The sequence below is a fragment of the Rhodococcus sp. SJ-3 genome (assembly GCF_051918125.1).
GTDB lineage: Bacteria > Actinomycetota > Actinomycetes > Mycobacteriales > Mycobacteriaceae > Rhodococcus.
Genome location: NZ_CM123306.1, coordinates 663,875 through 689,065 on the forward strand (window position 1 = coordinate 663,875; position 25,191 = coordinate 689,065).

The window sequence follows — 25,191 nt, forward strand, 5'->3', positions numbered from 1 at the left end:
GGGAGCCCAGAGCGGCGGTCACGTAAGTGACACGCAGAGCGGAAACTCGACCGGACGACATGCCACGAAGGTTATGTCACGGTTCGGATTGTCCACAAGCCGAAGGGAAATAGGCCCGTGACGGGCACCGCTGACGCCGGGAAGGACTATGCTTTGCTGGTGTCTCGTGCACCGTCCGCGGTGAAATCGCTGCTGCTCGGCAAACCGTTCCGCAGCGACGCGCTCGACCATATGTTGCTCACGAAACGCATCGCACTTCCCGTGTTCGCGTCCGACGCATTGTCGTCGGTTGCGTATGCACCCGAAGAGATTTTTCTCGTACTGTCTGTTGCCGGCCTGTCCGCCTACGCGTTCACCCCGTGGATCGGAGTCCTCGTCGCCGTCGTTCTCGCGGTGGTGGTCGCGAGCTACCGGCAGAACGTCCACGCGTATCCGTCCGGGGGTGGAGACTACGAAGTGGCGACGAAGAACCTCGGTGCCACTGCGGGCTTGACCGTCGGCAGTGCCCTGCTCGTCGATTATGTGCTCACCGTCGCCGTGTCGATCTCCGCTGCAGCATCGAACGTCGGGTCTGCGGTGCCGTTCGTGGCACACCACAAGGTGTTGTTCGCCGTGGGCGCCGTCGTGATCCTCACCGCCGTCAACCTCCGCGGACTGAGGGAGGCGGGGATCGCGTTCGCCGCACCGACATACGCATTCATGATCTCGATCATCGTGATGCTCGGCTGGGGGCTGACACAGATCTACGTCCTCGGCCGCGATCTTCGTGCCGAATCGTCGTCTTTCGAACTCGTCGCCGAGCACTCCCCCGCGACGGCACTCGCTTTCACGTTCTTGATCGCACGGGCGTTCTCGTCGGGATGTGCGGCGCTTACCGGCGTCGAGGCGATCAGCAACGGGGTGCCTGCCTTCCGGAAACCGAAATCCCGCAACGCCGCGACAACGCTTCTCATGCTGGGCGGGCTCGCGATCACCCTGCTCCTGGGGATCATCGTGCTCGCCGAGAGGATCGGAGCGGTGATCGCCGAGGATCCTGCCACCCAGTTGCGGGGCGCTCCGGAGAACTACCATCAGAAGACGCTGATCGTGCAGATGGCGGAGACCGTCTTCTCCGGCTTCCCGCCCGCCTACTATCTGATCACCGCACTGACCGCCTTGATCTTGGTGCTTGCGGCAAACACCGCGTTCAACGGCTTCCCTGTGCTCGGCGCGATTCTGGCTCGAGACCGCTACATGCCGCACCAGCTTCACACCCGCGGCGATCGGCTCGCGCTCAGCAACGGCATCCTCTTCCTCGCAGCTTCGGCGTGCGCGTTCATCGGGGTCTTCCACGCCGAGGTCACCCACCTGATCCAGCTCTACATCGTCGGGGTGTTCGTCTCGTTCACATTGAGCCAGACGGGGATGGTCAAGCACTGGACACGGCAGCTTTCGGCAGAAACCGACTCCCGTGTGCGAGCGCGAATAAGGCGATCACGCGTAGCGAACCGGGTGGGTGCGGCACTGACCGCCTCCGTCCTCGTGATCGTGCTGATCACGAAGTTCCTCGCAGGCGCATGGATCGCTATCGTGGCGATGACAGCGGTCTTCGCCACGATGAAGGCAATCCGTCGCCACTATGACAGCGTCGCAATGGAACTCTGGCCGGTCGAGTGGGACGATGTCCTGCCGAGCCGGACGTATTCGATCGTCCTCGTCTCGAGCCTCCACGCACCCACCCTCCGCGCTCTGGCCTATGCGCGTGCGACCCGGCCGGACACCCTCGAAGCCGTCACGGTCGACGTCGATACCGACGACACCAGGGCGCTGGTGCAGGCGTGGGATCGCAGTGACGTCACCGTCCCGCTGAAAGTGATCGATTCCCCCTATCGGGAGATCACCCGCCCCGTTCTCGACTACGTGCGGCGCATCAGGCGGTCGTCACCGCGTGATGTCGTGACAGTGTTCATCCCCGAGTACGTCGTCGGGCATTGGTGGGAGCAGATCCTGCACAACCAGAGCGCGCTGCGCCTCAAGAGCCGGCTGTTGTTCCAGCGCGGTGTGATGGTGACAAGCGTGCCGTGGCAATTGCGCTCCTCCGCACACATGAGAGAGCACGACGCGCGGCCAGTTCCTGGCGCGATGCGCCGCGGAACAGGCACCGGCGACTGCCTCGGATGAGCGCTCAGCGCACCTCGCGGGCCGCCTGTGTTTCCTCGGACAGAGGTGCCACGAGCACGGCCTCCCACGCGTCGACCAGCGCCGACAGCTCAGCGTACGTGGGGGGCCTGCCTACGGCGTCGCACCGCGACAGGGCTCGAACGATGCTTTCGTAGACGAGATCGAGACGCTGCTCGGCCACATCGGCCGGCAGGTGCCCGGCCGATGTTCTCAACGTGTTGTCGGCGAGGTAGCCGTTCGATGTCGCCATCGCGGCGGCCACGTGCTCGGCCAGCCGCCCTTCGTCGAGCAGCCGGTAGAGCATCGCAACATAGTGATTGTTGCGGCCGAGCGTGTTCGCGAGCGGTTCTGCAACCGCCCACAGGGCGTCTCGGGTGGACAGTGCGTGCCTGTCCTGAAGGAATCGCCGAACGAGCGCGCCACGCTCGGCATCGACCGCGGGGAACCGATGGTCGGCCACCGCGTCCAGCAATCCGTCCTTCGTACCGAAGTAGTAACCGATGACCGACGAATTGTGCTGGCCTGCAGCCTTCCGTATATCGGCGAGAGTGACCCCGTCATATCCGCGCCGCGCAAACAGCTTCTCCGCGGTTTCGATCAGACGGATGCGAGTCCGCTCTCCCGAGCTGTAGCGCCCGCGACTCGTCGTCATAGCAGACGACGTTAGTGTCGGTTACGACGATCCGCATGGCAAGCATGCTGCTCGGAGCTGTCGGAGAATCGGCCGGGCACGCTTGCACCACCCGCACTACGATTCGGCGTATGACCATTACTGCCGAGTCCCGCATTGCCGTCGTCACCGGAGCTTCCTCCGGCATCGGAGAAGCCGCCGCGCGCACCCTCGCGGCGCAGGGCTATCACGTGGTGGTCGGCGCGCGACGCCTCGATCGTCTGCAGAAGCTGGCCGACGAAATCGGAGGCACGGCCCTCGAACTGGATGTCACGGACGAGGACTCCGTCGAAGCATTCACGACGGTACTGCCGCGCGTGGACGTGCTGGTCAACAACGCCGGTGGTGCGAAGGGCCTCGCCACGGTCCTCGACGCTGTCGAGGACGACTGGCGATGGATGTGGGAAACCAATGTCATCGGCACCCTGCGCATCACCAAGGCTCTGCTTCCCAAGCTCATCGATTCGGGTGACGGACTGATCGTCACGATCACGTCGGTCGCCGCATTCGAGGCGTACGACAACGGCTCCGGATACACAACGGCCAAGCATGCGCAGGCGGTCCTGCACCGCACGCTGCGCGGGGAACTGCTCGGCAAGCCCGTCCGCCTGACGGAGATCGCGCCCGGTGCCGTCGAGACGGAGTTCTCGCTGGTTCGCTTCGAGGGCGATCAGGAGCGTGCCGACAAGGTCTACGAGGGCATCACGCCGCTCGTCGCGGAGGACATCGCGGAAATCATCGGATTCGTCGCGTCGCGGCCGTCGCATGTGAACCTCGATCAGATCATCGTCAGGCCCCGAGATCAGGCAAGTGCGGGACGGTTCAACCGCACCGCCGACTGACGGTCGTCTCGCGGCAGTAGTCTCGCGAGGTATGCAGCAACAACGCCTGTCTCCCGGTCCCCTGCTCGACGAGAACGGCATCCTCGCAGAAGCCGGCTGGGCGACGAGCGAAGTCCGTACGTACGAGCGGAAGCGTGTCGCGGCCTCGAAGCTGCGGATCAAGGAATGGGACTACTACTGCGTCCTGTCCGATGGTGACGCGGGCCCATACGGCATCGCGCTGACCGTCGCCGACAACGGATACGTCGGTCTGCTCGGTATCAGCTGGCTCGATCTGGCGGGCCGCACGGAGGTGACCGAGAACAAGCTCGTCCCGTTTCCCCTCGGACGCATGGGCATGCCGGGCAGCGCCGATACCGGAGACGTCGTGATCCACCGCGGCGCGATGCGGATCGAGTACCGGAACGAGGGGCAGGCGCGGCGCCTGATCGTCGATCATCCGGGCTTCGACGGTGGCCGCGGGTTGTCCGGTGAGCTGCTGCTGTCACAGCCACCGATGGACCGGATGGCGATCGCCACTCCGTTCCCACGCGCACCGAAGGCCTTCTACTACAACCAGAAGATCAACTGCCTGCCTGCGTGGGGGTCGATCAGGGTCGACCACGTGACCCACGAGTTCGACGCTACGAGCGCATTCGGGGTTTTCGACTGGGGGCGCGGGGTGTGGACCTACGACAACACCTGGTATTGGGGTTCGGCATCCGGGGTCGTCGATGCCGCCCCGTTCGGATTCAACATCGGCTACGGCTTCGGCGACACCACGGCGGCGTCCGAGAACATGGTGTTCCACGACGGAGTCGCCCACAAGCTCGACCGCGTGCATTTCCATCGCCCTGCCGACACCTACGACGGCGCACCGTGGCGGTTCACGAGCAGCGACAACCGCTTCGAGATGGAATTCGATCCCATCCTCGACCGCGCCGCAGACGTCAATGCCGTCGCCATCCGCTCGACACAGCACCAGGTTTTCGGCCGCTACACCGGATTCGTACTGCTCGATGACGGCACCCGCATCGAGGTCGAGAACCTCCTCGGGTTCGCCGAAGAGGTCCGCAACCGCTGGTGAGGTCAGATCACGCAGTTGACGGTCACGGGTTCGGGGTGCAGCCGCACGCCGAACACATCCTCGACACCGTCGCGCACCTCGCGGGCGAGGGTCACAAGATCCGCGGTGGTCGCTGATCCTCGATTGGTCAACGCCAGCGTGTGCTTCGTCGACAAGCGCGCAGCCGCCTCGCTCCCCGGGAAGCCCTTCACGAACCCGGCGCGTTCGATGAGCCATCCCGCCGACAGTTTCGTTCCCCCCACCGCGTCGTACCGTGGAATTCGAACGTCCATGCCGACGTGCTCGGTGATCGCCGCGAGAACCCCCGGCAACCGGTCGTCGGGGACGATCGGATTGGTGAAGAACGAACCTGCACTCCACGTGTCGTGGTCGTCGGGATCGAGCACCATGCCCTTGCCCCGACGCAGCGCGAGCACCCGGTCACGCACCTGTGCGGCGGGAAGTCGGTCCCCTTCGTCGGCGCCGAGCGACGCCGCCAGTTCGCGGTAGCCGAGGGCAGCGCTGGATCCGTCGGAACGCACCTCGAGTTCGACTTCGAGAACGAGCGCCTCATCGGAATGTTTGAGGATGCTCGTTCGGTACCCGAGCCCGAGAGCCTCCGGACCGACCCACTCGGCGTCGCCGCTGCACCGGTCCAGGAGTCTCACGCGCCGCAGCACCGACCCGACCTCGACGCCGTACGCCCCGACGTTCTGCACGGGGGTCGCGCCGGCGGAGCCCGGGATGCCGGACAAGCATTCGAGACCCCCGAGTCCGGCCGCGACGGTGCGTGCCACGACGTCGTCCCATACCGCTCCCGCCTCGGCGCGGACCGTTCCGCTCCCGAGGTCGACACGTGGGTTCGAGATCTTGACGACCACGCCGTCGAATCCGCCGTCACCGATCACCAGATTCGACCCGCCCGCGAGAACGAGGACCGGGATCTTCTCGGCGTCGAGACAGCGCATCACGTCGATCAACGTGTCGGTCGAGGTGCAGTCGGCGAGGTAGCGGGCGGGCCCGCCGAGCCGCAATGTCGTCAGCGTCGACAGAGGCACGGATTCGGTGACTGCAGCTCCCGCGTCGACGAGCCGGGCCCTGATACGTGGATCAAGCACCTGCAAACGGTAGCGTGCCGGATATGGGCAGCCCTATCGACCACTCGACGCACTACTCGTTTCCGCCTGCGGCAGTGCATGCGGCATTCGTCGACCCGCGGTACTGGGACAGCCGCCTCGCGGAGGCCGGCGGCCCTGGCGCGGCTGTCGAGAGCGCAACGACCGGTGACGGCACGATCGAACTCGACCTCCATCAGGCGATCCCCGCGGAGCATCTCCCCGCGGTGGTGACGAACATCCGTCCGGGCGATCTCGTCATTCGACGCCACGAAGCGTGGGGCGCTCTGGAGGGTGATCGGGCGCAGGGCCGATTCTCCGCCGGTGTCGAAGGGATGCCCGGCAAGGTCGAGGGCACCCTCATGCTCATTCCCGACGACGCCGGGTCCATAGTCCTGATCGAGGGCACGGTCGAGGTGAAGATCCCGTTCCTCGGGTCCAAGATCGAGGGCATGATCGTCGACGAACTGGTCGGATTGTTCGACGCAGAGAAAGCCTTCACCGCCGACTGGCTCGGTCGCGCGCAGCAGTCCTGACCTAGGGCTCGATCGACCGGTCTGCGCCCGCGGACGATTTTCCGGACCGCGCGCAGGCCGGTACGCTGGCCTGCCGTGGCACGCCATAGCGACTACTCTGCCCGCTTTCCGTATTCCCCGGAGCGGGTCTATTCGGCGCTGTCCGACCCCGATCATTGGGAAGCCCGCATGTCGGAGATGCGGAAGTACTCGGAGAACCACGTGGAGGAGTTCACCGTCACCGACAGCGGTATCGATCTCGTCCTACACCACGTGATACCCCGGTCGGAACTGCCGGAGATCGCGCAGACGGTCATCAAGAAGGACATGATCATCACGCGCACGGAGTCGTACGGCCCGTTCGATGGCACGGCGACAGGTCGCTACGAGGCCTCGATCCCCGCGGGCCCGGGAAGCCTCTCCGGCACCATGACGCTGTTCGAGAGCGCGCCCGGGTGCACACTGCGGACCTCGTCGGCCGCGAAGGTCGATCTGCCGTTCATCGGCGGCAAGCTCGAAGAGATGATCCTGCGCAATCTCGTCGAAGTGTTCCGCACCGAGGCGGCGATCACCGCCGACTGGCTCGCGCGGCAGTAGGACGGTGCGGTCACAGAACACAGCGGTCGGACGGCCCCCGGAAGGCGTCGTCACCCGCGGTACCACGGGGATCAATCGCTTGCGGCGCAGCGATCGCTGGACGGTGCACGAGCCCGCTACGACACGCATGCTGACGCAGACTCCGAACCCACTGGCGGTCGATCTCGGCTACGGAGCGATGCCAGTGACCACTTTCGAATGGGCTGCGCGTCTGCGCACAGTACGTTCCGACCTGCGCGTGGTCGGCCTCGAAATCGACCCCGAGCGCGTGGTTCCGGGACGGAACGGGGTGGAGTTCGCCCGTGGCGGCTTCGAACTGGCGGGCCTGCGGCCGGCGCTGATCCGTGCATTCAACGTTCTTCGCCAGTATCCGGAAGAGGCGGTGGCCCCGGCGTGGGCGCGACTGCGCGCGGGACTGGCACCTGGTGGGTTGATCATCGACGGCACATGCGACGAACTGGGTCGCCGCTGCGCGTGGGTGCTGCTCGACGAGCAAGGCCCACGTACCCTGACCCTGGCGTGGAGCCCGTTTCACGTCGACTGTCCGTCGGACCTCGCAGAGCGACTCCCCAAAGCGCTGATCCACCACAATGTGCCGGGTGAGCCGATCCATGAACTGCTCACGGCTGCGGACCGCGCGTGGGCGACCTCCGCACCGCACTCGGCGTTCGGTCCCCGCCTTCGGTGGCGCGCGACGTTGGATCTACTCCGAAATCAGGGATTCGAGGTGCAGGAGCAGCGACGCCGGGTGCGCGACTGTATTCTCACCGTGCCGTGGAGCACGGTGGCGCCGCACTGAACCGGGATGCCGGTCAGTCCGCCGAGAGCAACGCCAGTTCGATGCGATCGGCGACGGCGGTCGGCTGGCCGGCAACGGCAGCGTGCAGATCATCGGCGTCTGCCCGGCCGAGAGTGATCGCGTCTCCGACGAGTTCGTCGAGAACCTCCTGCGACACACCACCGGCGGCGAGATCCACGGCAGTGCGGGCAGGCGTGGTGACCCGGAAACACCCCACCAGTTCGACGTCGGAAGAGGCGAGTTCGCGATGATGCAAGGCCAGTCGGTTGCTCGGCACCGTCCGCTGGTCGACCGTCGACAGGTGCAGGAATCTGGGCTGCAGGTGTCCCATTCCGTGGAGGTCTGCGGCGCTCTGATGCGAGACCACGGCGGTGCCCTCGTACCATGCGCACCATTGCGCGAACTCGTCGAACTTGGTCGGTGGGCTGTCGCCGAGGCGGAAAAGTTCGCACTCCACCCGCAGCCACTGCCCGGAATCGACCCGCGTGGAAAACTGCTCGGCCGTGATGCCGTGCCCCACGGCTTGGCGGGCGGTGAAGAAGCCGGCCTGCGTCACCGCCAGGCGCCGAAGCAGCTCATCTGCATCCGCCCGCCCGGATGCGCCGTACTCTGAATCCGTCCACCCAGTCATGGCGCCCACAGTACCCAACGAATGTGTCGAAGCTCACATTATTCACCCAGTTGGTACGTGTCTGCTCATGGGAATTTCAGACTCGTCGGGAACAATCGGCCCCATGACGCAACCGAAGCGCAGCCGCCTCGCCATGATCGCCGTCATCGTCATCGCCGCGCTTGTCGCGGTCCTGGTGGGCGCCGAGGTCTACGTGCGCAATCGCGCAACGACATGCCTCGCCCAATCCTTCGAGAGCGAACTCGGCACCGGGGTCGACGTCGACCTGAGCTGGAAACCGGTGCTCCTGCAACTACTCGATCGCCAGGTGCCGTCGGTGAGATTCGACAGCGACGACACCGCGTTCGGCCCCGCGCAGCAGATGCAGGTGCACGCCGAGGTTCAGGACGTCGATCTGCGCGATTCCGCCGAGGGCGCAGGGACGATCGGTAGCTCCCGCGCCGAAATCGATTGGCCTACGAGCGGGATCCTCGCGACGGTGCAGAGCCAGTCGGTGGGCGCACTCGTCACCGATGTCACCGCCGACGAGTCGGCGGGCACGTTGACCTTCACCGTCGGCGGGCAAGGGCTCGCCGAGTTCACCGCGCGGCCGGTGGTGAGCAATGGAACGGTCGCGGTGGAAACCACCGATGCGTCGCTCTTCGGGATCGGCCTGCCGACGGCACTCGTCGACGGCGTGGTGGAGATCCTCACTTCCGGCTTGCAGCAGTATCCGCTGGGCATGCAGGCCACCGAGGTGAAGGTCGCCGACTCCGGCGTACAGATGACACTCGAAGGCGGACACTTCGTGATGCCGGAGGCACCGGAGGGCCAGCAGCAACCTCAGCAGCAGGGAAGCTGCGGTCTGCTCTCCTGACCTGCGCGAGCAGGACCTTCAAAAAAAGAGTGTGACTCTCGCCATAAGAAGTACTACATTCTTGTCATGGCGAAATCACATTCTACTTCTTGCAGGACAAATGGATCGAGGCGTGTCGTATGACCATCGCCGTTCCCGACACCCTCGACGAAGCCCTCTCCCCCCGGTGGCTTACAGCGGCGCTGCAGCCCAGGTTCCCGGGGATCGAAGTCACGGCCGCGAAGCTCGGTCCGATCGTGGACCGCGTATCCACCAATGCGCGCTTCACGATCGAGTGCGCCGGAGGACTCCCCGAAGGCCTGCCCTCCGAGCTCTGCGTCAAGGGCTACTTCAACGAAGAAGGCCGGACCACCCGCGCCGCAGGCGAACCCGAAGCATTGTTCTATCGCGATCTCCGCGACCACATCGGAGCGCGCACCCTGCGAAGCCACTACGCGGACTTCGATCCGGACACCCGCCATGGCGTCGTGATCACCGAGGACATCGTCAGCCAGAACAGCATCTTCCTCGATGCCGCCAGCAGCTACACCGCCGACCAGGTGGCAGAAAGCCTCGGAGAGTACGCCACACTGCACGCCGCCACGTGGGGTAAGCCGAAGTGGGAACACCAGCAGTGGCTGGCACCCCGACTCACCGGCGCCATCCGAGCAATGGGCACCGAGGAGATCACCGCACGTATCGACCGGAACTTCCACGGACCGAACGGCATACGAGTTCCCGCCGAACTGAAGGACGCCTCTCGGCTCGTCTCCGCCTATCTGGGCCTCGTCGACGCCCTCGCGGCCGAGTACGAGACCTCCGACTGGTGCGTGATCCACGGCGACGCGCATGTCGGCAACATCTATCTCGACGGACAGGGCCGACCGAGCCTCGTCGACTGGCAACTCGTCCAACGTGGCATGTGGTACATGGACGTCGGCACCCATATCGCGACCGCACTGTCGCCGGAGGAACGGCGCCGCACCGAGGACGATCTTCTCGTTCACTACCTCGATTGCCTTGCCTCGCACGGTATCGAGCCACCACAGGTCGATGCCGCACGACGCGCGCTCCGACGAGGTATGGTGCGCGGCCTCTACCTCTGGGGTATCACCGTCAAGGTGGAGCCACGGCTGATCGAAATCCTCCTGCACCGCCTCGGCACCGCGGTTGCCGATCACGACGCCCTCTCCCCCGATTTGTTCTCGACTCCTCACTGACACACCGACCCGGTATTGAATCCGGATGAGAATCATGGCAGTCTGAGCAAGAATCACGTTCTACCTCGACATGCATCTATTGCGCATACGCGGCAACAGCCTCTCTCTATGCCGCGCGCTGATCTCGACCATGCATCTGTGAAAGGTGTTGTGAAAACGTTGGTTACGAATCGACTGAGTTCGATTGTCCGCGAAATCCCCCCGCCTCTGCGCAGCCACTACGAAGAAAACGGGTGGTGGACCCGCGAGACACTCGGAGAAATTCTCGCAGACGGGCTGAACAAGCACCCCGACATGGGATTTCACGTGCATTCGGACGTCCGTCCGTACAAGGGGACCTTCGCCGAGGTCGAACTCGTCGCACGCAGACTCGCGGCGGGCCTGAAGGCCCGCGGGATCGGTCCCGGCGACGTCATCGCAATGCAATTGCCGAACTGGATGGAAGCCGCCGCAACTTTCTGGGCATCCGCCCTGCTCGGCGCGGTGACGGTGCCGATCGTCCACTTCTACGGTTCGAAGGAACTCGGCTTCATTCTCGAAGATTCCGAACCTCAGGTGTTCATCACGGCATCCCAGTTCGGGCGCATGACGTACTCTCCGGAAGCGAGCGCGCACGTACCGATCGTCGGCGTGGTCGGGCTCTCCCCGTCTCTTCGCTCACCGCAGAGCCGAGACTTCGACGATCTGCTCGCCGATGAGCCGTTGCAGGACGTCGCCGAGGTGGACCCCGCAGCCCCCGCGCTCATCGCATACACCTCCGGCACCACCCGGAACCCCAAGGGCGTCATTCACACTCATCAGACACTCATCTGCGAGACGCGGCAACTGATGTCGAACTACGAACCCGGTCGCGGGCGCCAGCTCACCGCCCTGCCTGTCGGGCATTTCATCGGGATGCTGGGCGCGGTTCTGTTCCCCGTCCTCGACGCGATCCCCGCCGACATGTGCGACGAGTGGAACCCCACCCGGGTCATCTCGCTCATGGACTCCGATGGCGTAGCGATCGGTGGTGGCCCACCGTATTTCGTCACCAGCCTGCTCGACCATCCCGATTTCGCGCCAGACCATCTACGCTTCTTCGGCCCGATCGGCCTAGGTGGATCCACCGTACCCGCGTCCGTCCCACGCCGCCTGACCGATCTCGGTCTCGTCGTCACGCGCTCGTACGGGAGCACCGAGCACCCCTCGATCACCGGATCCGCCACCACCGCACCGGAAGACAAGCGTCTTCTGACGGATGGTTGCCCGCGGCCGGGCGTCGAGATCCGCCTGACCGAGGACGGCGAGATCGTCAGCCGCGGTCCCGATCTGTGCCTCGGATACACCGACGAGTCCCTGACCGCCCGCGCATTCGACGACGAAGGCTGGTATCACACCGGAGACGTCGGAACTCTCGACGACGACGGTTACCTGACCATCACCGATCGCATGTCCGATCTCATCATTCGCGGTGGTGAGAACATCGGCGCAGCAGCGGTCGAGGACACACTGCTCACCATGTCCTCCGTCGTCGAGGCCGTCGTCGTCGCCGCACCGGACCCGCGTCTCGGCGAGCGTGTCGCAGCGGTCCTGCGACTCGGAGAGGGACAGTCGATGCCCACACTCGACGAGGTCAAGGCACACTTCGCGGCCGCGGGTGTGGCACGGCAGAAGTGGCCGGAAGAACTGCACCGGGTGGACGACTTCCCGCGCACCGCGTCGGGAAAGGTTCAGAAGAACCGAATTCGGAAGCTCGTCGCAGATGCTGCACTACAAGATGTACCGGAGACGACACATGCCTGAAGAACAGTACGTGGTCGAACTCGATCGTGAGATCTGTATGGGATCGGGGGTCTGCGTTTCGTATGCCGCAGACATCTTCGCCATGGGCAGCGACGCTGCTGCCCAGGTGACGAGCCCGATCGTGACGGATGTATCGGATGTCGAGGTCGCCGCGTCCGGTTGCCCTACCGGCGCCATCACCGTCACGTGCCGCACCCTGGGAGCAAAGAGCAATGATTGAGCAGGAAGCGAATACCGCGCCGCGTGCATTCGACGGAGTCCGCGTCGTCGAGCTCGCGCAATGGGTGTTCGTGCCCGTCGCCGCGGCGCTGCTCGCCGACTGGGGCGCCGATGTCGTCCGCATCGAGCCACCCGAGGGCGATCCGTACCGTGGCCTCGCGACCCAGGGTATCGGTGCTGATCGAGGTGGCCCCAACCTTTCGATGGCACTGGCCAACCGGGGTAAACGCTCCATCGCCCTTGATGTCCGGAGCGACGAGGGGATCACTGTCCTGCACGAACTCCTCTCCTCGGCGGACGTGTTCATCACCAGCCTCCGTCCGGGTGCACTCGTTCGCCTCGGCCTGGACGCGGAGACCCTTCGTCGGCGCTATCCGCGCCTGATCTACGCGCGCGGGCACGGGTTCGGTGCCCGCGGACCCGACTCCGACAAGCCCGGATACGACAGCTCCGCCTTCTGGGCACGCGGCGGAGTCGGTCACACGCTCACCCCCACTGAACGCGACTACCCCATCAGCCAGCGCGGCGCGATGGGTGACCGCAACGGCGCGATGGCCCTTGCATTCGGAATCTCGACCGCGCTGCACGAGCGGGAGAAGACCGGCGCGGGCACCGTCGTCGATGTCTCGTTGCTCGCCACCGCGATGTGGATGCTGTCGTCCGACCTGCTCGTCGCGCTCAACGGCGGCGACGTGATGCCGGTTACAGACCGTGGGCCGCAGGTCAATCCGCTCACCGGGACATACCGGACCCGGGATCTTCGGCACATCCAGCTGATGTTCCTGCAGGGAGATCGATACTGGCCGGCATTCGCCCGCCTCATCGGACGCGACGACCTCATCGACGATCCCCGGTTCGTCGACATGGCCGCACGGCGGGAGAACAGTGCGGCGTGCGTCGAGGAACTGGACGGAATCTTCGCGAAGTACACGCTGGACGAGTGGAAGCAGATCCTCGCCGAGCTCGACGCCCCGTGGGCGCCGGTGCAGTCGGTGCACGATGTGATCGACGATCCGCAGGTCGCGGCCAACGGCTACGTCGGCGAGGTCCGGCTCGATGACGGGCACACCTACCGGTTGCCCGCGGTCCCGGTCCAATTGGATCAGGAGCCTCCCATCCTGCGACGGGCCCCCGAGCACGGTGAGCACACCGAAGCCGTACTGCTCGAACTCGGCTACGACTGGGAACGGATCGGGTCGCTCGCCGAGAAAGGTGTCATCCCGTGACGGCACACGAAGCGAAGACACACCGCCCCCTGCCGGTGGCCGACGCGACGTCGGCACCGTACTGGGCCGCGGCAGCGGAACATCGTCTCGAGTTGGCGCGCTGCCGGGAGTGCAGCGCTTTCGCTCACCCGCCCGACAGCGTGTGCCCGAACTGCGGATCCACCGATCCCGCTTTCGAATTCGTTCCTGTGAGCGGGCACGGCACCGTACGATCGTGGACGACCGTCCGCCAATCCTTCCTCCCCGGATTCGACGACCTCCCGTTCGTCCTGGTCGACGTCGAACTCGCCGAGCAGTCCGAACTCCGGTTGATCGGCCGGTTGCTCGACGGACCCGACGTCGAACTCCGAATCGGGACGCCGGTCGTCGCAGCGTTCGAGCAGCTGACCCCCGAGGTGTCGGTTCCTGCCTTCGAGGTCGCGTCATGAGCGGTTTCGCTCGCAACGAGGTGGCGATCGTCGGCTACGCGCAAAGCGATATTCGACGCACTGCCGGTCGCACGCTCGGTGCCCTCACCGTCGACGTGGCCCGCGCAGCCGTCGCAGATGCCGGACTCGAACTCGCGCAGATCGACGGTTATGTCAGTTCGAGTCTGTTACCGAGCGCGAGCGGTCGCCTCGCGGAGGACGGCGTCAGCACCGTGTCGTCCGCGTGGCTGGCAGGGCGTCTCGGCGGCACCCCGCGCTATGTCGCAGGGTTCGACGGGATCGGCCAGCTGACCGGCTCGGTGTCGATGGCCGTCAACGCGATTGCCAGTGGCGCCGCCGACTACGTCATCGTGCACCGCACGCTGCACAACCCCACGGGGAGTTATCACGGTAATCCGATGCAGGAGGTGCACGGCCCGCAGCAGTGGACCGCGCCCCAGGGTTTCTTCGGTCCGCTGGCCATGATCGCCCTGCCGTACAACGAGTATCTGCAGCGGTACGGAGCCAAACCGGAATCCATGGCGGCCGTGGTCACCGAGGCCCGGAAGAACGGGGCGCGGATCCCGTGGTCGTACTGGTACAACCGTCCACTCGACCGGGACGACTACCTCTCTGCGCCAGCGCTGTTCGACCCGGTGTGCAGGTTCGACTGCGATATCCCCGTTGACGGCGTGGCCGCATTCGTGCTCACGAGCGCCGAGCGCGCGAAGGACCTCCCGCACCCGCCGGTGTACATCGCCGGATATGCGAACGGAATACCTTCGCGACGACGACTCCCCCTCCACTGGCCGCTGGACGACATCCTCGGCGCAGGAGCCGAGTTGGTACGTCGCCTCGAGGAGTCCTCCGGGATCGGCATGAGGGAGATCGATCTACCCCAGGTCTACGACGGTTTCTCCCCGTTCGTATGGTTCTGGCTCGAATCCCTGGGCCTGTGCCCAGCGGGCGAGGCTCACCGATTCGTCGAGGAAGGCGGTATCGACAGCGACCGGCCCGGTGCGATTCCGGCACTGTCCGGGGGCGGTGCGCTCGGCAACGGCCGGATGCACGGCGTGCCGCAGATGCTCGAGTGCTATCTCCAACTCTCCGGGCGCGCAGGTGTTCGGGGACGCGAGGGCATGACAACCGCTGTCGCCTGCCATTCTTCGCCACACTACGGCGGTGCCGTCGTGTACTCCGCCGAACACTTCTGACACATCATCGTTCAACAAATTGCAATCATGCTGTTGTCCTAACGAGAATTATGTTCTACTACTAGCAGGGAAAAGGGGGACGAATTGAGTATCCTCACCGAACGTCGTACCTATGTGGCCGGTGAATGGGTCACCGGCGACCAGGTCATCGCAGTCGAGAATCCGGCCGACGAAACCCACGTAGCCGATGTCAGCGCGACACCCGTCGCCGAAGTCGAACGCGCGATTCTCGCCGCCCGGACCGCCTTCGACGACGGAGTGTGGGCGCAGCGCACACCCCTCGACCGAGCCCAGGTTCTGCACACACTGATCGACCACCTCGAGGCGAACCACGAGACCCTGGTCGACACCCTGGTCGCCGAAGCCGGGCAGCCCGTGCGGTTTGCCGACGAAACCCAGTGCCGCACGGGAATATCCATCGCCCGTCAGACCATCGACCTCTATCAGTCGATGCGACACGAAGAGGCCACGCCGGTTCCGGTCGACGATCTGACACGGGGACGGGTTGCACTCAGTATCCTCCGGCACGAACCGGTCGGAGTCGTCACCGCGATCACCCCGTACAACGCGGCACTGATCATGGCCCTGCAGAAGCTGATCCCCGCACTCATGGCAGGAAACTCGGTGATCCTGAGGCCGAGTCCCCTCACTCCGATCTCGTCGCTGATCTTCGGACATGCCGCCGACGCCGCAGGCCTGCCGCCCGGCGTACTGAGCGTGGTCGCCGAGGAAGGCACCGAGGGCGCGCAGTTGCTGACGACCCATCCCGCGGTCGACATGGTCTCGTTCACCGGATCCACCGTCGCCGGACGCAATATCATCGCGCAGGCGGCCCCGACGGTGAAACGCCTCTCCCTCGAACTCGGCGGCAAATCGGCACAGATCTACCTGCCCGACGCGCTCGAGCGGGTCGGCATCGGCGCCATGGGCGTCGTGGCACGCACCGCAGGGCAGGCGTGCGTCGCGGCGACACGCATGCTCGTCCCTGAGGAGCACAAGGAAGAGGTACTCGAGCGCGTTGCCGCCGCGTACAACTCGATCAAGGTCGGATCCCCCACCGATCCGACCGCACTGATGGGTCCGGTGATCAGCGCAGCGCAACGATCCAAGTGCGAGCAGTTCGTGCAACTCGCAGAACAACAGGGCGCCAAGGTCCGGACCGGCGGCAAGCGACCGGAAGGATTCGATCGGGGTTACTACTTCGAGCCGACCGTCCTCGATCTGCCGAACAACGCCAACCCGGCAGCGCAGGAAGAGATCTTCGGACCCGTTCTCGGGGTGATCGGCTACCGAGACGTCGACGACGCAGTGCGGATCGCCAACGACAGCGTCTACGGGCTGTCCGGCCAGGTCTACGGCGCCGACACCGCTACCGCAGTCGCAGTCGCTCGCCGGATCCGCGCGGGCGCCGTCAACGTCAACACCACCGTTTTCAGCGCACTCGCACCCAGCGGGGGCTACAAGCAGAGCGGACTCGGACGCGAACGTGGCCCCGAGGGCATCCGCGAATTCCAGGAAGTCAAGCACATGTCGATTGGAGAGCTCGCACAATGACCACATCGAACGGCACCCCGAACCTCAACCTGGACTGGCTCGTCTCGGTCGACGACCACATCCTCGAACCCCCCAACCTGTGGGTCGATCGCGTCGCCAAGAAAGACCGCGATCGTGCACCCCACATGATCAAGGACGACAAGACGGGGATGGACGTCTGGGTCTACGACGGCAAGAAGTTCCCGAGCAGCGGTCTGAGCGCTGTCGCAGGCAAGTCCAAGGAGGAGTTCAGCCCCGAACCCCTCAACTACGACGAGATGCGCCCCGGTTGCTACGACCCGCTCGCCCGTGTGGAGGACATGAACAAGGCCGGCATCCTCGCGTCGCTGTCGTTCCCGACGGTCACCCGTTTCTGCGGTCAGATGTTCATGGAAGCCAGCGACCGCGAGTTCGGATTCACCTGTCTGCAGGCCTACAACGACTGGCACCTCGAGGAGTGGGCCGGCGCCGCTCCGGGCCGTTTCATTCCGTTGATCCTCATCCCATTGTGGGATCCCGCCCTCGCGGCGAAGGAGATGGAACGCTGCGCCGCCAAGGGCGCCACGACCTTCGCCTTCTCCGAGAACCCCGAACCGCTGGGTCTGCCCACCATTCACGACAAGGACCGCTACTGGGACCCGGTCATGGCTGCCGCGAACGATCTCGAGATGGTGGTCTCGATGCACGTCGGCTCGTCATCCACGGTGCCGCGAGTCTCGAAGGATTCGCCGTTCCTGGCCAATCTTGCATGGGGCGCGACACGGACTTCGGGAGCAATGCTGACGTGGCTGTTCAGCAGCATGTTCCAGCGCTACCCCAACCTCAAGATCGCGTTGTCCGAGGGTGAGATCGGCTGGGTGCCGTACTTTCTCGAACGTGCCGAGCAGGTACTCGACAAGCAGCGGTACTGGATCCAGCGCGGTGCGCAGTGGAGCGACCACGGCAACAACGACCTGGATCTGGACAACCTCGATGTTCGGGAAGTATTCCGAAAGCACATCTTCGGTTGCTTCATCGAGGATCATCACGGAATCGCCAGCATCGACGAGATCGGCGAGGACAACATCATGTGCGAGACCGACTACCCGCACTCCGATTCGACGTGGCCCAACTGCATCTCGGTGGTCAAGAAGCAGATCGAGCATCTGACGACCGAACAGCAGTACAAGATTCTGCGTGGCAATGCCGAGCGGCTGTACCGCTTCACTCCGGCGCAGCCCCCGGTCCTGGCCGGAGTCTGACCTTGCTCCGCCCGAACAAGGAACCGAACAGGAATATGCCATGAATCGATTGCTCGAAGACAAATCCGCCATCGTTACGGGAGCGGGCTCGGGAGTGGGCCGCGCGACCGCCTTGCGCCTCGCCGAAGAGGGCGCACGGGTCGTGTGCGCCGACATCGATGCCGATCAGGCGAAAGAAACCGTCCGTCTAGTCGAGGCCGACGGCGGCGCCGCAACGGCGGTCGGGGCCGATGTGTCCGACGAAGACCAGGTCGAAGCGATGGTGCGGGCAGCGGTCGAGCAGTACGGCCGACTCGACATCCTCGTCAACAATGTCGGGATCCCCACTCCACGACTGGGCGCAACCTTCGAGGAACACACCCGCGAGGACTTCCAGCGCCTGGTCGGGGTGAATCTGGGTGGCGTCTTCTTCGGGAGCAAGCATGCCGTCCTGCAGTTCAAGAAGCAGGGTTCGGGCGGTGCGATCGTCAACACCGGGTCGGTCGCCGGACTCGTCGCGTGGGGCGGTTCGGTGTACGGCGCAACCAAAGGTGCCGTACACCAGTTGACGCGCGCGGTGGCAATCGAGGGCGCACCTCACGGTATTCGGGTCAACGCCATCGCCCCCGCGGGGATGCCGCTGACCGGATTCATGACCGCGGGCGGACTGGATCCGGAAATGGGTGCACGCTCCGAGGTCACCGACCGTATCGCCACCCAGCATCCCCTCGGGCGGTTCATCACCGCCGAGGACTGTGCGGAAGCGATTCTGTATCTGGCATCCGACATGTCGAAGAACGTCACCGGTGTCGTCCTGCCCGTCGATGGAGGGTACGTCGCACGATGAAAACCACATCGCTCGACCGAGACCGGGTACGCGAGTTGTTCGACCTGCAAGGGTCGTACAACGAGGCCACCGGCGGAAAGTTCTCCGAGGATCCGTACCCGATCTGGCATCGACTCCGCAGCGAGAAGCCGGTCCACCGAGGTACCGTCCACGAGCTCACCGGGATATCGGATCCACTGATGTTCCAGGGGCTCCCGTTTCCCGACCGAGACCACTTCTCGGTGTTCAGCTTCGAAGCATGCAACGAGGCATTTCGGAACCCGAAGGTGTTCGCGTCTTCTCCCGAGGCCGTGGATGTCGATCCCGAGTCCGGTTCGCTGCTGCACAAGAGCATGTTGTCGATGGGCGGACGCCAGCACCGGCAGTACCGCAGTCTCGTCCAGCCGTCGTTCCTCCCGTCGAATGCCGAGTGGTGGATCCGGAACTGGATCGAGGAAGCGGTTCACCTGCTCATCGACGGCTTCGTCGACGATGGACACGCCGAGCTCAACGTCGACTTCTGCGCTGCCATCCCGGTTCTCACCATCACCGGCAGTTTCGGTGTGCCGATCGAGCAGGCCCTCGACATCCGCGAGGCCCTGACCCGCGACCGGCAGAAGATCATCGATATCCTCGATCCGATCATCACCGCCCGGCGGGAGGAGCCGCAGGACGATCTGATCAGTGTTCTCGTCCAGGCCGAGCGCACCGACGAATCCGGTGCCACACAACGCCTCTCGGACGAAGAGATCCACACCTTCTCGCAACTGCTGCTCGCGGCGGGCTCGGGCACCACGTGGAAGCAGATGGGCACCACGATCACGGCACTGGTGCAACGTCCGGACGTGCTCGAGGCGGTGCGCGACGATCGTGGCCGGTTGCGCGCAGCGATCGAGGAGACGCTGCGGTGGATGCCCACCGACCCGATGTTCTCACGGTGGGTCACCGAGGACATCGAGTTCTACGGGCAGGACATCCCGAAGGGCTCGGTCGTCCACCTGTGCGTCGGTGCGGCGAACCGCGACCCCGAGCGATGGGAACGACCCGACGAATACGACATCACCCGGCCCACGAGGTCGACGCTCGCATTCGGTCAGGGCGCCCACATCTGCCTGGGAATGCACGTGGCGCGCGGGGAGATGACCGTGGGCATCAACGCCTTGCTCGACCGGCTCCCCGGGCTACGGCTCGATCCGGCCGCCGAACCGCCGCGACTCGTCGGGATGTACGAGCGCGGAGCCACCGCGATCCCAGTCCTCTTCGATACGAAGTGAGGTGCCCATGGCCGAAACCGAGTACACACAGACGGACATCAGCCTCCGCGGCGACGAGCACATCCGCGTCTACCGCGAGAGCGGCGGACAAGAGGGTTACATCTGGAACGGTGTGCCGACGCTCCTCCTCACCGTGACGGGCCGACGTTCGGGCGAGCCGAAGACCTCCGCGCTGATCTTCGCCCAGGACGGCGACGACTACCTCGTCGTCGCGTCGAAGGGCGGCGCACCGAAGCACCCCCTCTGGTACGTGAACCTGCAGGCCCATCCCCATGCCGAGGTGCAGGTACAGGACAGGACGATGTCGGTGCTGGCGCGGACAGCTACGCCCGAGGAGAAGCCCCGGCTCTGGAAGATCGTCACCGACACGTGGCCGAACTACGACCTCTACCAGTCCCGCACCGACCGGGATATCCCGGTCGTGGTCCTGTCACCAACGTGATGATGTCTAGAATCGGACACCATGTCCCGGGCTGAGGAACGAGCGGTCGAACGATCCGTGGCCGTACAACGGTCACGTTCGCGCGTCGAGAATCAGATCCGGGCGATTCTCGACGCGGCGCACCGGCTCGTCGAGGCGAAGGGCGACGCGTTCACCACCCAGGAACTCGCGAAGGAAGCCGGAGTGGCCCTCCAGACCTTCTATCGCTACTTCGCGAGCAAGGACGAGTTGCTCCTCGCCGTCATCAGCGACGGGCTCAGCGACGCATGCCGACAGATGACCGCCGCTGCCGACGATCTCACCGACCCATTGCAGCGACTGCGCTTCTTCATCACTGCATCGTTGGGGGGCCGGTCGAGAGACCCGGAACGCTACACCTTGGCCCAGTTCATCGTGGCGACCCATTGGCGGTTGCATCGTGTCTTCCCGAAGGAGCTGGCCGAGGCCGACCGCCCCCTGGTCGATCTCATCCACACCGAGATCCGGGCGGCCGCGAACGCCGGCCTGGTGACGTCCACCGACACCGAACAGGACGCATGGTTCATCGTCGAGCTCACCCGCTCGGTGTACCACCACTATGCGTACGCGGCAGGCACCGTCGCGGAGGTCCAAGAGCAGTTGTGGCAATTCTGCCTCCGCGCTCTCGGTGGTTCGCTGCGCTGACCTTCGCTCCTCATCGGATCCGATAGGGCCGACGCCCAGTCGAATTCGAGGCCGTCCCCGGCCGCAGATCTTTCCGCTCGATTCGTCTCGTCGCGCGCACTCACAGCCGGCATCCGAGTCGTCACGAGAACCATCGGGCATCGCTCGTCGAAATCTCCCAACCCACAACCTGATCGAGAGGTCGTCGATGATCCGCCGTAGACGAATACGGAAGTTACCGGCCGCACTACTGTCCCTCACGTTGTTCACGTTCGTCGCCGCGTGTGGCAGTGGCGACACCTCCGGCGCGGACGCCACCGGCAACGACGGGGAACCCGTCGCCGGCGGCTCCGCCACGATCCTCGAGATCGCAGAACCGCCGACGCTCGACCCCGCCAAGCTGTCGAACACCTGGGCTCATATGGCGCCCTTGGGAAATGCTCTCTACGGCACCCTGATGGTCAACAGCACCGAAGACTTCGAAATCGAATACAAGATGGCCACCGACTTCTCCACAACCGACGGCGGAACCACTTTCGATCTGAAGCTGCAGCCCGGTCTGACCTTCACCGACGGCACGCCTCTCGACGCCGCGGCGGTGAAGTACAACTGGGACCGGCTGAAGGAACCGGCGACAGGGTCTACTGCGATCCGGGTCGCCAGTCAGATCGCGAACACCGACCCGATCGATGCCGAGACCCTCCGCGTCACCCTGGTGGCGCCGAACCTCCAATTTGCCCAGGGAATCGCTGCGACGTCGCTGAACTGGATCGCTTCTCCCACCGCGCTGGAGAAGGGCGCAACGGCATTCGACGATGATCCGGCCGGGGCCGGACCGTTCAAGGTTGTGCGCTGGACGCGCCAGGGCGAGATCGAAATGGAGAAGAACCCGGATTACTGGGACGCGCCCAAACCGTACCTCGACACATTGACGATTCGCACCGCCCACGAAGCCACTCAGCGTATGAACGCAATGACCACCGGTGCAGCAGATCTCGCATCCGAGTCCAGTGCCAACAACATCACTGCTGCCGAGGCGCAGGGATTGAACACCGAGGTAGTTCCGACCGGCGGTGGTCAGATCATCGCAATGAACCATCGTCGAGCTCCGTTCGACGACATCCGTGCCCGGCAGGCCGTACAGCTCGCGCTGGACACCGACAATCTGAATCTCATCGTCTACAACGGTGAGGGCGTCGTGCCGGAAACTCTGTTCGCAGAGGAATCCCCGTACTATCAGGACCTTCCCTTCCCCGAGACGAACTCCGAGGAGGCGCAGAAACTGTTCGACGAACTGGCCGCCGAGGGCAAGCCCGTGTCGTTCACGTTCATGTCGTATCCGGCAAGTGAGAGCAAGACACTTGCCGAAGCCGTCCAAGCCCAGCTCAGCGCCTACGACAATGTCGATGTGAAGGTCGAGATCCACGATATCGCCAACGCCCAGGCGCGCACCGCGGCACGCGACTTCGACATGTCGATCACCTCGGCGATCATCCAGGACCCCGACTACGGCCTGTGGTCGGCCTTCCATTCCACGTCGCCCGGCAACTTCATGGGCGTCAGCGACCCGGAGCTCGACGACGCACTCGACCGCGGGCGCGAGTCCGCATCACACGACGAACGCGTTGCGGCCTACAACACGGTCGAGGAGCGTCTCGCGGACCTCTCGGTCGGAGTCTTCTACACGAAGGCAACACCGGGCATCATCTACGGCGAGAATGTCCACGGTGTGGAGCTCTATACTCTGGGTTCGCCGCTGGTGGAGGAACTCTGGGTCAACTGATCCGACAGCCTCTCCGGAGTCAATCGAGTGGGTCACTCGCGAGGTCATCGAGCACCGCGCGGCTTCCTGATAGTCCGAGCCGTGTCGCTCCGGCTTCGAGCATCCGCACCGCGGCCTCCGCGGTGCGGATGCCGCCGCTCGCCTTGACCCCGAGTCTCCCACCGACCGTTTCCGCCATGAGCTGCACCGCGTGCTCCGATGCGCCCCCGGCGGGATGGAACCCGGTGGAGGTCTTGACGAAGTTCGCGCCGGCTTTCTCCGCCGCTCGGCATACTTCGACTATCGCTTCGTCGGAGAGCGCAGCCGACTCGATGATCACTTTGAGCACCGGATCGAATCCGATCGCCTCGCGGACGGTGAGAATGTCGGCGAGCACAGCGTTGTAGTCGCCTGCGACCGCAGCTCCGACGTCGATGACCATGTCCACCTCGCGGGCACCCTGCTCGACGGCGAGGCGCGCTTCGGCACCCTTGATGAGCGAATGGTGCTTACCTGACGGGAAGCCCACCACCGTTGCGACAACCACACCGTCCGCACGCACCGGCAGCATCGACGGTGAGACACATACCGCGTACACACCGAGATCCCGGGCTTCGTCGACGAGGGCCTGCACGTCCGCCGTGGACGCTTCGGGCTTGAGCAGGGTGTGGTCGATCATCGAGGCGACCTGTGAGCGGGAGAACGTGAGATCCGGCATGCTGTCAGCTTTCCACACGTCAGAATCGTTCGAATGTCGGCGAGGTGTCGTGGTGTACTACGAACTCGACCGACGTTCCGGTCACTGCCCTTCCGGTGACGCTCCGAGCGCTCGGAGAATGAACGGGAGCGTCCGGGCCACTGCCTCGTCCGGTCGACCCCCGGCGATCAAGGCCGAGCGTTGCGTCTCCAGACAGGCCATGACGAGCCGGCCCGTATCGGTCGGGTCCGCCTCCTCGAACACTCCATGGTCCATGCCGTCGCGCAGGAGTGCTTCGACAAGTTCGACCAATGGTGCGATATGGGTGAAGAACTGTTCACGATCCTTCGGGGGCAGCGCCGAAGCCACCGACTCTCCGACACCCCGTTGCAGCGAGAACTCGATCAGTACGAGCTTGATCAGCACCTGCAGCCGGTCGAGAGGGTCTGCCCGGTCCTCCAGTTCTCGCTGTGCCAGCGCCATGAAGCGCGTCATCTCCCGCTCGGACCATGCCATGAGCAGCGTGGTCTTGTCGGGAAAGTAGTTGTACACCGCGGTCCGCGCGACGCCCGCCTTCTCGGCGATCGTCTGCAATTTGACGCCTTCCCAGCCATTTTCGTGGAACTCGACCGCGAACGCATCGAGCATTGCCGCCCTGGTGACGGCTTTGTGTTCCGCCACTGTGGCACCACCGGTCAGTTTCGGCATGGCAATACCCTCGCACTCGCTTGTCGTCGGCAGATCGAACAGATCGGCCACCACCCGATGATCACCTTGCCACGCAGCAACGTGGTCGAGAACCAGCACCGATGACAGGCGGGCCAGTGATTCGGCTACGGTGTCGACCTCGGCGGCACCGAGTTGTGTGCGTCGGGTGAGGCGCTCGAGTTCGGCGGTGATGGTCCGTCGCACTTCGTGCTGTACGAGGTGGACGATTCCCGATGGGCTGGTGCGCACGTCAGCACACAGCAACGTCGTCGCTTCGGCGCGCGCTGTCGAGTACGGTGCGCACCACCTTGATCGCCAATACCGCGACCACCGCCGCGTTGGCCCAGGACAGGATTTCGATCGGCGCGAGGCCGGAGGCGTGCCGCTGCAGCACCGGCAGGAACATCGACGCGGTGAACAGTGCCAAGGACAGCGCGGTCACCCGCTCTCCCACTTGTGCGATCACCACGAGTGGCAACAGCACAAGCGCCGCGAACCGCGCCGTGTGGCCGAGGTCGTGCAGTAGCTGCGTACTCGTCGCCCCTTGCCCGCTGAGGACCAGAAGCGCGGTTGCGACCAGCGCGGCGGTCGCTGCAGCGGTTGCGATACCGAGCAACGCACTACGACGAAGTAGTGCGTGCGCACGCCCGTTCCTCGCCCCGCCTCCCTCGGACTGGATTACCAGTAGATCCACCGACTCCTCCTTTATGATGACGTGTCGTCACATAAACCTCGCGGCACGAACAAAACGGGCGCCGAAATGCGAATTCGGCCCAGCGCGATCTCAGCAGACAGTTCGGCGCTACACCA

Annotated in this window: 26 protein-coding genes; 20 read left to right on the forward strand and 6 right to left on the reverse strand. The window is 64.8% G+C overall.

Annotation, left to right across the window (positions count from 1 at the left end; genetic code table 11):
- The first annotated feature begins 159 nt into the window (after window positions 1-159).
- On the forward strand, window positions 160-2,160 hold the full coding sequence (locus ACTDXD_RS02940) for an APC family permease (RefSeq protein ID WP_440127513.1): 2,001 nt from the start codon (window positions 160-162) through the stop codon (window positions 2,158-2,160).
- Window positions 2,161-2,164: 4 nt separating this feature from the next.
- Here the strand turns inward: ACTDXD_RS02940 and ACTDXD_RS02945 are convergent, their stop codons facing one another.
- Entirely contained in the window at window positions 2,165-2,812 is a 648-nt protein-coding gene (locus tag ACTDXD_RS02945; RefSeq protein WP_440125705.1) for a TetR/AcrR family transcriptional regulator, read from the reverse strand.
- 110 nt (window positions 2,813-2,922) lie between these two features.
- Here ACTDXD_RS02945 and ACTDXD_RS02950 point away from each other — a divergent pair, with 110 nt between their 5' ends.
- Together ACTDXD_RS02950 and ACTDXD_RS02955 are read left to right on the forward strand one after the other, a co-directional pair.
- Window positions 2,923-3,672, forward strand: a complete 750-nt coding sequence (locus ACTDXD_RS02950) for an SDR family NAD(P)-dependent oxidoreductase (RefSeq protein ID WP_440125706.1) — start codon at window positions 2,923-2,925, stop codon at window positions 3,670-3,672.
- Window positions 3,673-3,703: 31 nt separating this feature from the next.
- The gene (locus ACTDXD_RS02955) at window positions 3,704-4,738 is read left to right on the forward strand and encodes a DUF2804 domain-containing protein (protein ID WP_440125707.1); all 1,035 of its coding nucleotides are present in this window, start codon (window positions 3,704-3,706) and stop codon (window positions 4,736-4,738) included.
- Between the two features lie 2 nt (window positions 4,739-4,740).
- Here the strand turns inward: ACTDXD_RS02955 and ACTDXD_RS02960 are convergent, their stop codons facing one another.
- Window positions 4,741-5,835: a UDP-N-acetylmuramate dehydrogenase gene (locus ACTDXD_RS02960; protein WP_440125708.1), complete on the reverse strand. Its 1,095-nt coding sequence runs from the start codon at window positions 5,833-5,835 to the stop codon at window positions 4,741-4,743.
- 23 nt (window positions 5,836-5,858) lie between these two features.
- On the opposite strand from ACTDXD_RS02960, the gene ACTDXD_RS02965 reads away from it, so the two are divergent.
- From ACTDXD_RS02965 to ACTDXD_RS02975, 3 genes are all read left to right on the forward strand, one after another.
- Window positions 5,859-6,368: a DUF2505 domain-containing protein gene (locus tag ACTDXD_RS02965; protein ID WP_440125709.1), complete on the forward strand. Its 510-nt coding sequence runs from the start codon at window positions 5,859-5,861 to the stop codon at window positions 6,366-6,368.
- Window positions 6,369-6,443: 75 nt separating this feature from the next.
- A complete protein-coding gene (locus ACTDXD_RS02970) occupies window positions 6,444-6,944 on the forward strand; it encodes a DUF2505 domain-containing protein (RefSeq protein WP_440125710.1) in 501 nt (166 codons plus the stop codon).
- A 4-nt stretch (window positions 6,945-6,948) separates the two neighbouring features.
- On the forward strand, window positions 6,949-7,743 hold the full coding sequence (locus ACTDXD_RS02975; protein ID WP_440125711.1) for a class I SAM-dependent methyltransferase: 795 nt from the start codon (window positions 6,949-6,951) through the stop codon (window positions 7,741-7,743).
- Window positions 7,744-7,756: 13 nt separating this feature from the next.
- Here ACTDXD_RS02975 and ACTDXD_RS02980 read toward each other — a convergent pair whose 3' ends face one another.
- Window positions 7,757-8,374 carry a type IV toxin-antitoxin system AbiEi family antitoxin domain-containing protein gene (locus ACTDXD_RS02980; RefSeq protein WP_440125712.1) on the reverse strand — a complete coding sequence of 206 codons (618 nt, stop codon included), beginning with the start codon at window positions 8,372-8,374 and terminating at the stop codon, window positions 7,757-7,759.
- A gap of 103 nt (window positions 8,375-8,477) precedes the next feature.
- Here ACTDXD_RS02980 and ACTDXD_RS02985 point away from each other — a divergent pair, with 103 nt between their 5' ends.
- The 14 genes from ACTDXD_RS02985 to ACTDXD_RS03050 all read left to right on the forward strand — a co-directional run bounded on the left by ACTDXD_RS02985 (window position 8,478) and on the right by ACTDXD_RS03050 (window position 22,997).
- Window positions 8,478-9,230 carry an LmeA family phospholipid-binding protein gene (locus ACTDXD_RS02985; RefSeq protein WP_440125713.1) on the forward strand — a complete coding sequence of 251 codons (753 nt, stop codon included), beginning with the start codon at window positions 8,478-8,480 and terminating at the stop codon, window positions 9,228-9,230.
- Between the two features lie 119 nt (window positions 9,231-9,349).
- A complete protein-coding gene (locus ACTDXD_RS02990) occupies window positions 9,350-10,429 on the forward strand; it encodes a phosphotransferase (RefSeq protein ID WP_440125714.1) in 1,080 nt (359 codons plus the stop codon).
- A 159-nt stretch (window positions 10,430-10,588) separates the two neighbouring features.
- Window positions 10,589-12,211: an AMP-binding protein gene (locus ACTDXD_RS02995; protein WP_440125715.1), complete on the forward strand. Its 1,623-nt coding sequence runs from the start codon at window positions 10,589-10,591 to the stop codon at window positions 12,209-12,211.
- Window positions 12,204-12,431, forward strand: a complete 228-nt coding sequence (locus ACTDXD_RS03000; protein WP_440125716.1) for a ferredoxin — start codon at window positions 12,204-12,206, stop codon at window positions 12,429-12,431. Before ACTDXD_RS02995 ends, ACTDXD_RS03000 begins: the two co-directional genes overlap by 8 nt.
- Window positions 12,424-13,656 carry a CaiB/BaiF CoA transferase family protein gene (locus ACTDXD_RS03005; RefSeq protein WP_440125717.1) on the forward strand — a complete coding sequence of 411 codons (1,233 nt, stop codon included), beginning with the start codon at window positions 12,424-12,426 and terminating at the stop codon, window positions 13,654-13,656. Before ACTDXD_RS03000 ends, ACTDXD_RS03005 begins: the two co-directional genes overlap by 8 nt.
- Window positions 13,653-14,084 carry a Zn-ribbon domain-containing OB-fold protein gene (locus ACTDXD_RS03010; protein ID WP_440125718.1) on the forward strand — a complete coding sequence of 144 codons (432 nt, stop codon included), beginning with the start codon at window positions 13,653-13,655 and terminating at the stop codon, window positions 14,082-14,084. Before ACTDXD_RS03005 ends, ACTDXD_RS03010 begins: the two co-directional genes overlap by 4 nt.
- Window positions 14,081-15,277: a thiolase family protein gene (locus ACTDXD_RS03015; protein WP_440125719.1), complete on the forward strand. Its 1,197-nt coding sequence runs from the start codon at window positions 14,081-14,083 to the stop codon at window positions 15,275-15,277. The genes ACTDXD_RS03010 and ACTDXD_RS03015 overlap by 4 nt, the downstream gene beginning before the upstream one ends.
- An 84-nt stretch (window positions 15,278-15,361) precedes the next feature.
- The gene (locus ACTDXD_RS03020) at window positions 15,362-16,831 is read left to right on the forward strand and encodes an aldehyde dehydrogenase family protein (protein ID WP_440125720.1); all 1,470 of its coding nucleotides are present in this window, start codon (window positions 15,362-15,364) and stop codon (window positions 16,829-16,831) included.
- On the forward strand, window positions 16,828-18,051 hold the full coding sequence (locus tag ACTDXD_RS03025) for an amidohydrolase family protein (RefSeq protein WP_440125721.1): 1,224 nt from the start codon (window positions 16,828-16,830) through the stop codon (window positions 18,049-18,051). The genes ACTDXD_RS03020 and ACTDXD_RS03025 overlap by 4 nt, the downstream gene beginning before the upstream one ends.
- A 40-nt stretch (window positions 18,052-18,091) precedes the next feature.
- Entirely contained in the window at window positions 18,092-18,877 is a 786-nt protein-coding gene (locus tag ACTDXD_RS03030; RefSeq protein WP_440125722.1) for an SDR family NAD(P)-dependent oxidoreductase, read from the forward strand.
- Entirely contained in the window at window positions 18,874-20,130 is a 1,257-nt protein-coding gene (locus tag ACTDXD_RS03035; protein WP_440125723.1) for a cytochrome P450, read from the forward strand. Before ACTDXD_RS03030 ends, ACTDXD_RS03035 begins: the two co-directional genes overlap by 4 nt.
- Before the next feature lie 7 nt (window positions 20,131-20,137).
- Window positions 20,138-20,572: a nitroreductase family deazaflavin-dependent oxidoreductase gene (locus ACTDXD_RS03040; RefSeq protein ID WP_440125724.1), complete on the forward strand. Its 435-nt coding sequence runs from the start codon at window positions 20,138-20,140 to the stop codon at window positions 20,570-20,572.
- 21 nt (window positions 20,573-20,593) lie between these two features.
- Entirely contained in the window at window positions 20,594-21,235 is a 642-nt protein-coding gene (locus ACTDXD_RS03045) for a TetR/AcrR family transcriptional regulator (protein WP_440125725.1), read from the forward strand.
- A 187-nt stretch (window positions 21,236-21,422) separates the two neighbouring features.
- The gene (locus ACTDXD_RS03050) at window positions 21,423-22,997 is read left to right on the forward strand and encodes an ABC transporter substrate-binding protein (protein WP_440125726.1); all 1,575 of its coding nucleotides are present in this window, start codon (window positions 21,423-21,425) and stop codon (window positions 22,995-22,997) included.
- A gap of 19 nt (window positions 22,998-23,016) precedes the next feature.
- Here ACTDXD_RS03050 and deoC read toward each other — a convergent pair whose 3' ends face one another.
- The 3 genes from deoC to ACTDXD_RS03065 form a co-directional block, all read right to left on the reverse strand.
- Window positions 23,017-23,694: a deoxyribose-phosphate aldolase gene (gene deoC, locus ACTDXD_RS03055; protein ID WP_440125727.1), complete on the reverse strand. Its 678-nt coding sequence runs from the start codon at window positions 23,692-23,694 to the stop codon at window positions 23,017-23,019.
- Window positions 23,695-23,775: 81 nt separating this feature from the next.
- Window positions 23,776-24,630: a TetR/AcrR family transcriptional regulator gene (locus tag ACTDXD_RS03060; protein WP_440125728.1), complete on the reverse strand. Its 855-nt coding sequence runs from the start codon at window positions 24,628-24,630 to the stop codon at window positions 23,776-23,778.
- A gap of 1 nt (window position 24,631) precedes the next feature.
- Window positions 24,632-25,075 carry a hypothetical protein gene (locus ACTDXD_RS03065; protein WP_440125729.1) on the reverse strand — a complete coding sequence of 148 codons (444 nt, stop codon included), beginning with the start codon at window positions 25,073-25,075 and terminating at the stop codon, window positions 24,632-24,634.
- Window positions 25,076-25,191 lie beyond the last annotated feature (116 nt).

Excerpts from the sequence above, each read along its gene's own strand:
- ACTDXD_RS02990 (WP_440125714.1), top strand. The coding sequence starts at position 9,350 with ATGACCATCGCCGTTCCCGACACCCTCGACGAAGCCCTCTCCCCCCGG.
- ACTDXD_RS03040 (WP_440125724.1), top strand. The coding sequence starts at position 20,138 with ATGGCCGAAACCGAGTACACACAGACGGACATCAGCCTCCGCGGCGAC.
- ACTDXD_RS03025 (WP_440125721.1), top strand. The coding sequence starts at position 16,828 with ATGACCACATCGAACGGCACCCCGAACCTCAACCTGGACTGGCTCGTC.
- ACTDXD_RS03030 (WP_440125722.1), top strand. The coding sequence starts at position 18,092 with ATGAATCGATTGCTCGAAGACAAATCCGCCATCGTTACGGGAGCGGGC.
- deoC (WP_440125727.1), bottom strand. The coding sequence starts at position 23,694 with ATGCCGGATCTCACGTTCTCCCGCTCACAGGTCGCCTCGATGATCGAC.
- ACTDXD_RS03045 (WP_440125725.1), top strand. The coding sequence starts at position 20,594 with ATGTCCCGGGCTGAGGAACGAGCGGTCGAACGATCCGTGGCCGTACAA.
- ACTDXD_RS02980 (WP_440125712.1), bottom strand. The coding sequence starts at position 8,374 with ATGACTGGGTGGACGGATTCAGAGTACGGCGCATCCGGGCGGGCGGAT.
- ACTDXD_RS03050 (WP_440125726.1), top strand. The coding sequence starts at position 21,423 with ATGATCCGCCGTAGACGAATACGGAAGTTACCGGCCGCACTACTGTCC.
- ACTDXD_RS03035 (WP_440125723.1), top strand. The coding sequence starts at position 18,874 with ATGAAAACCACATCGCTCGACCGAGACCGGGTACGCGAGTTGTTCGAC.
- ACTDXD_RS02985 (WP_440125713.1), top strand. The coding sequence starts at position 8,478 with ATGACGCAACCGAAGCGCAGCCGCCTCGCCATGATCGCCGTCATCGTC.
- ACTDXD_RS03015 (WP_440125719.1), top strand. The coding sequence starts at position 14,081 with ATGAGCGGTTTCGCTCGCAACGAGGTGGCGATCGTCGGCTACGCGCAA.
- ACTDXD_RS02945 (WP_440125705.1), bottom strand. The coding sequence starts at position 2,812 with ATGACGACGAGTCGCGGGCGCTACAGCTCGGGAGAGCGGACTCGCATC.
- ACTDXD_RS02955 (WP_440125707.1), top strand. The coding sequence starts at position 3,704 with ATGCAGCAACAACGCCTGTCTCCCGGTCCCCTGCTCGACGAGAACGGC.
- ACTDXD_RS03000 (WP_440125716.1), top strand. The coding sequence starts at position 12,204 with ATGCCTGAAGAACAGTACGTGGTCGAACTCGATCGTGAGATCTGTATG.
- ACTDXD_RS03005 (WP_440125717.1), top strand. The coding sequence starts at position 12,424 with ATGATTGAGCAGGAAGCGAATACCGCGCCGCGTGCATTCGACGGAGTC.
- ACTDXD_RS02965 (WP_440125709.1), top strand. The coding sequence starts at position 5,859 with ATGGGCAGCCCTATCGACCACTCGACGCACTACTCGTTTCCGCCTGCG.
- ACTDXD_RS02950 (WP_440125706.1), top strand. The coding sequence starts at position 2,923 with ATGACCATTACTGCCGAGTCCCGCATTGCCGTCGTCACCGGAGCTTCC.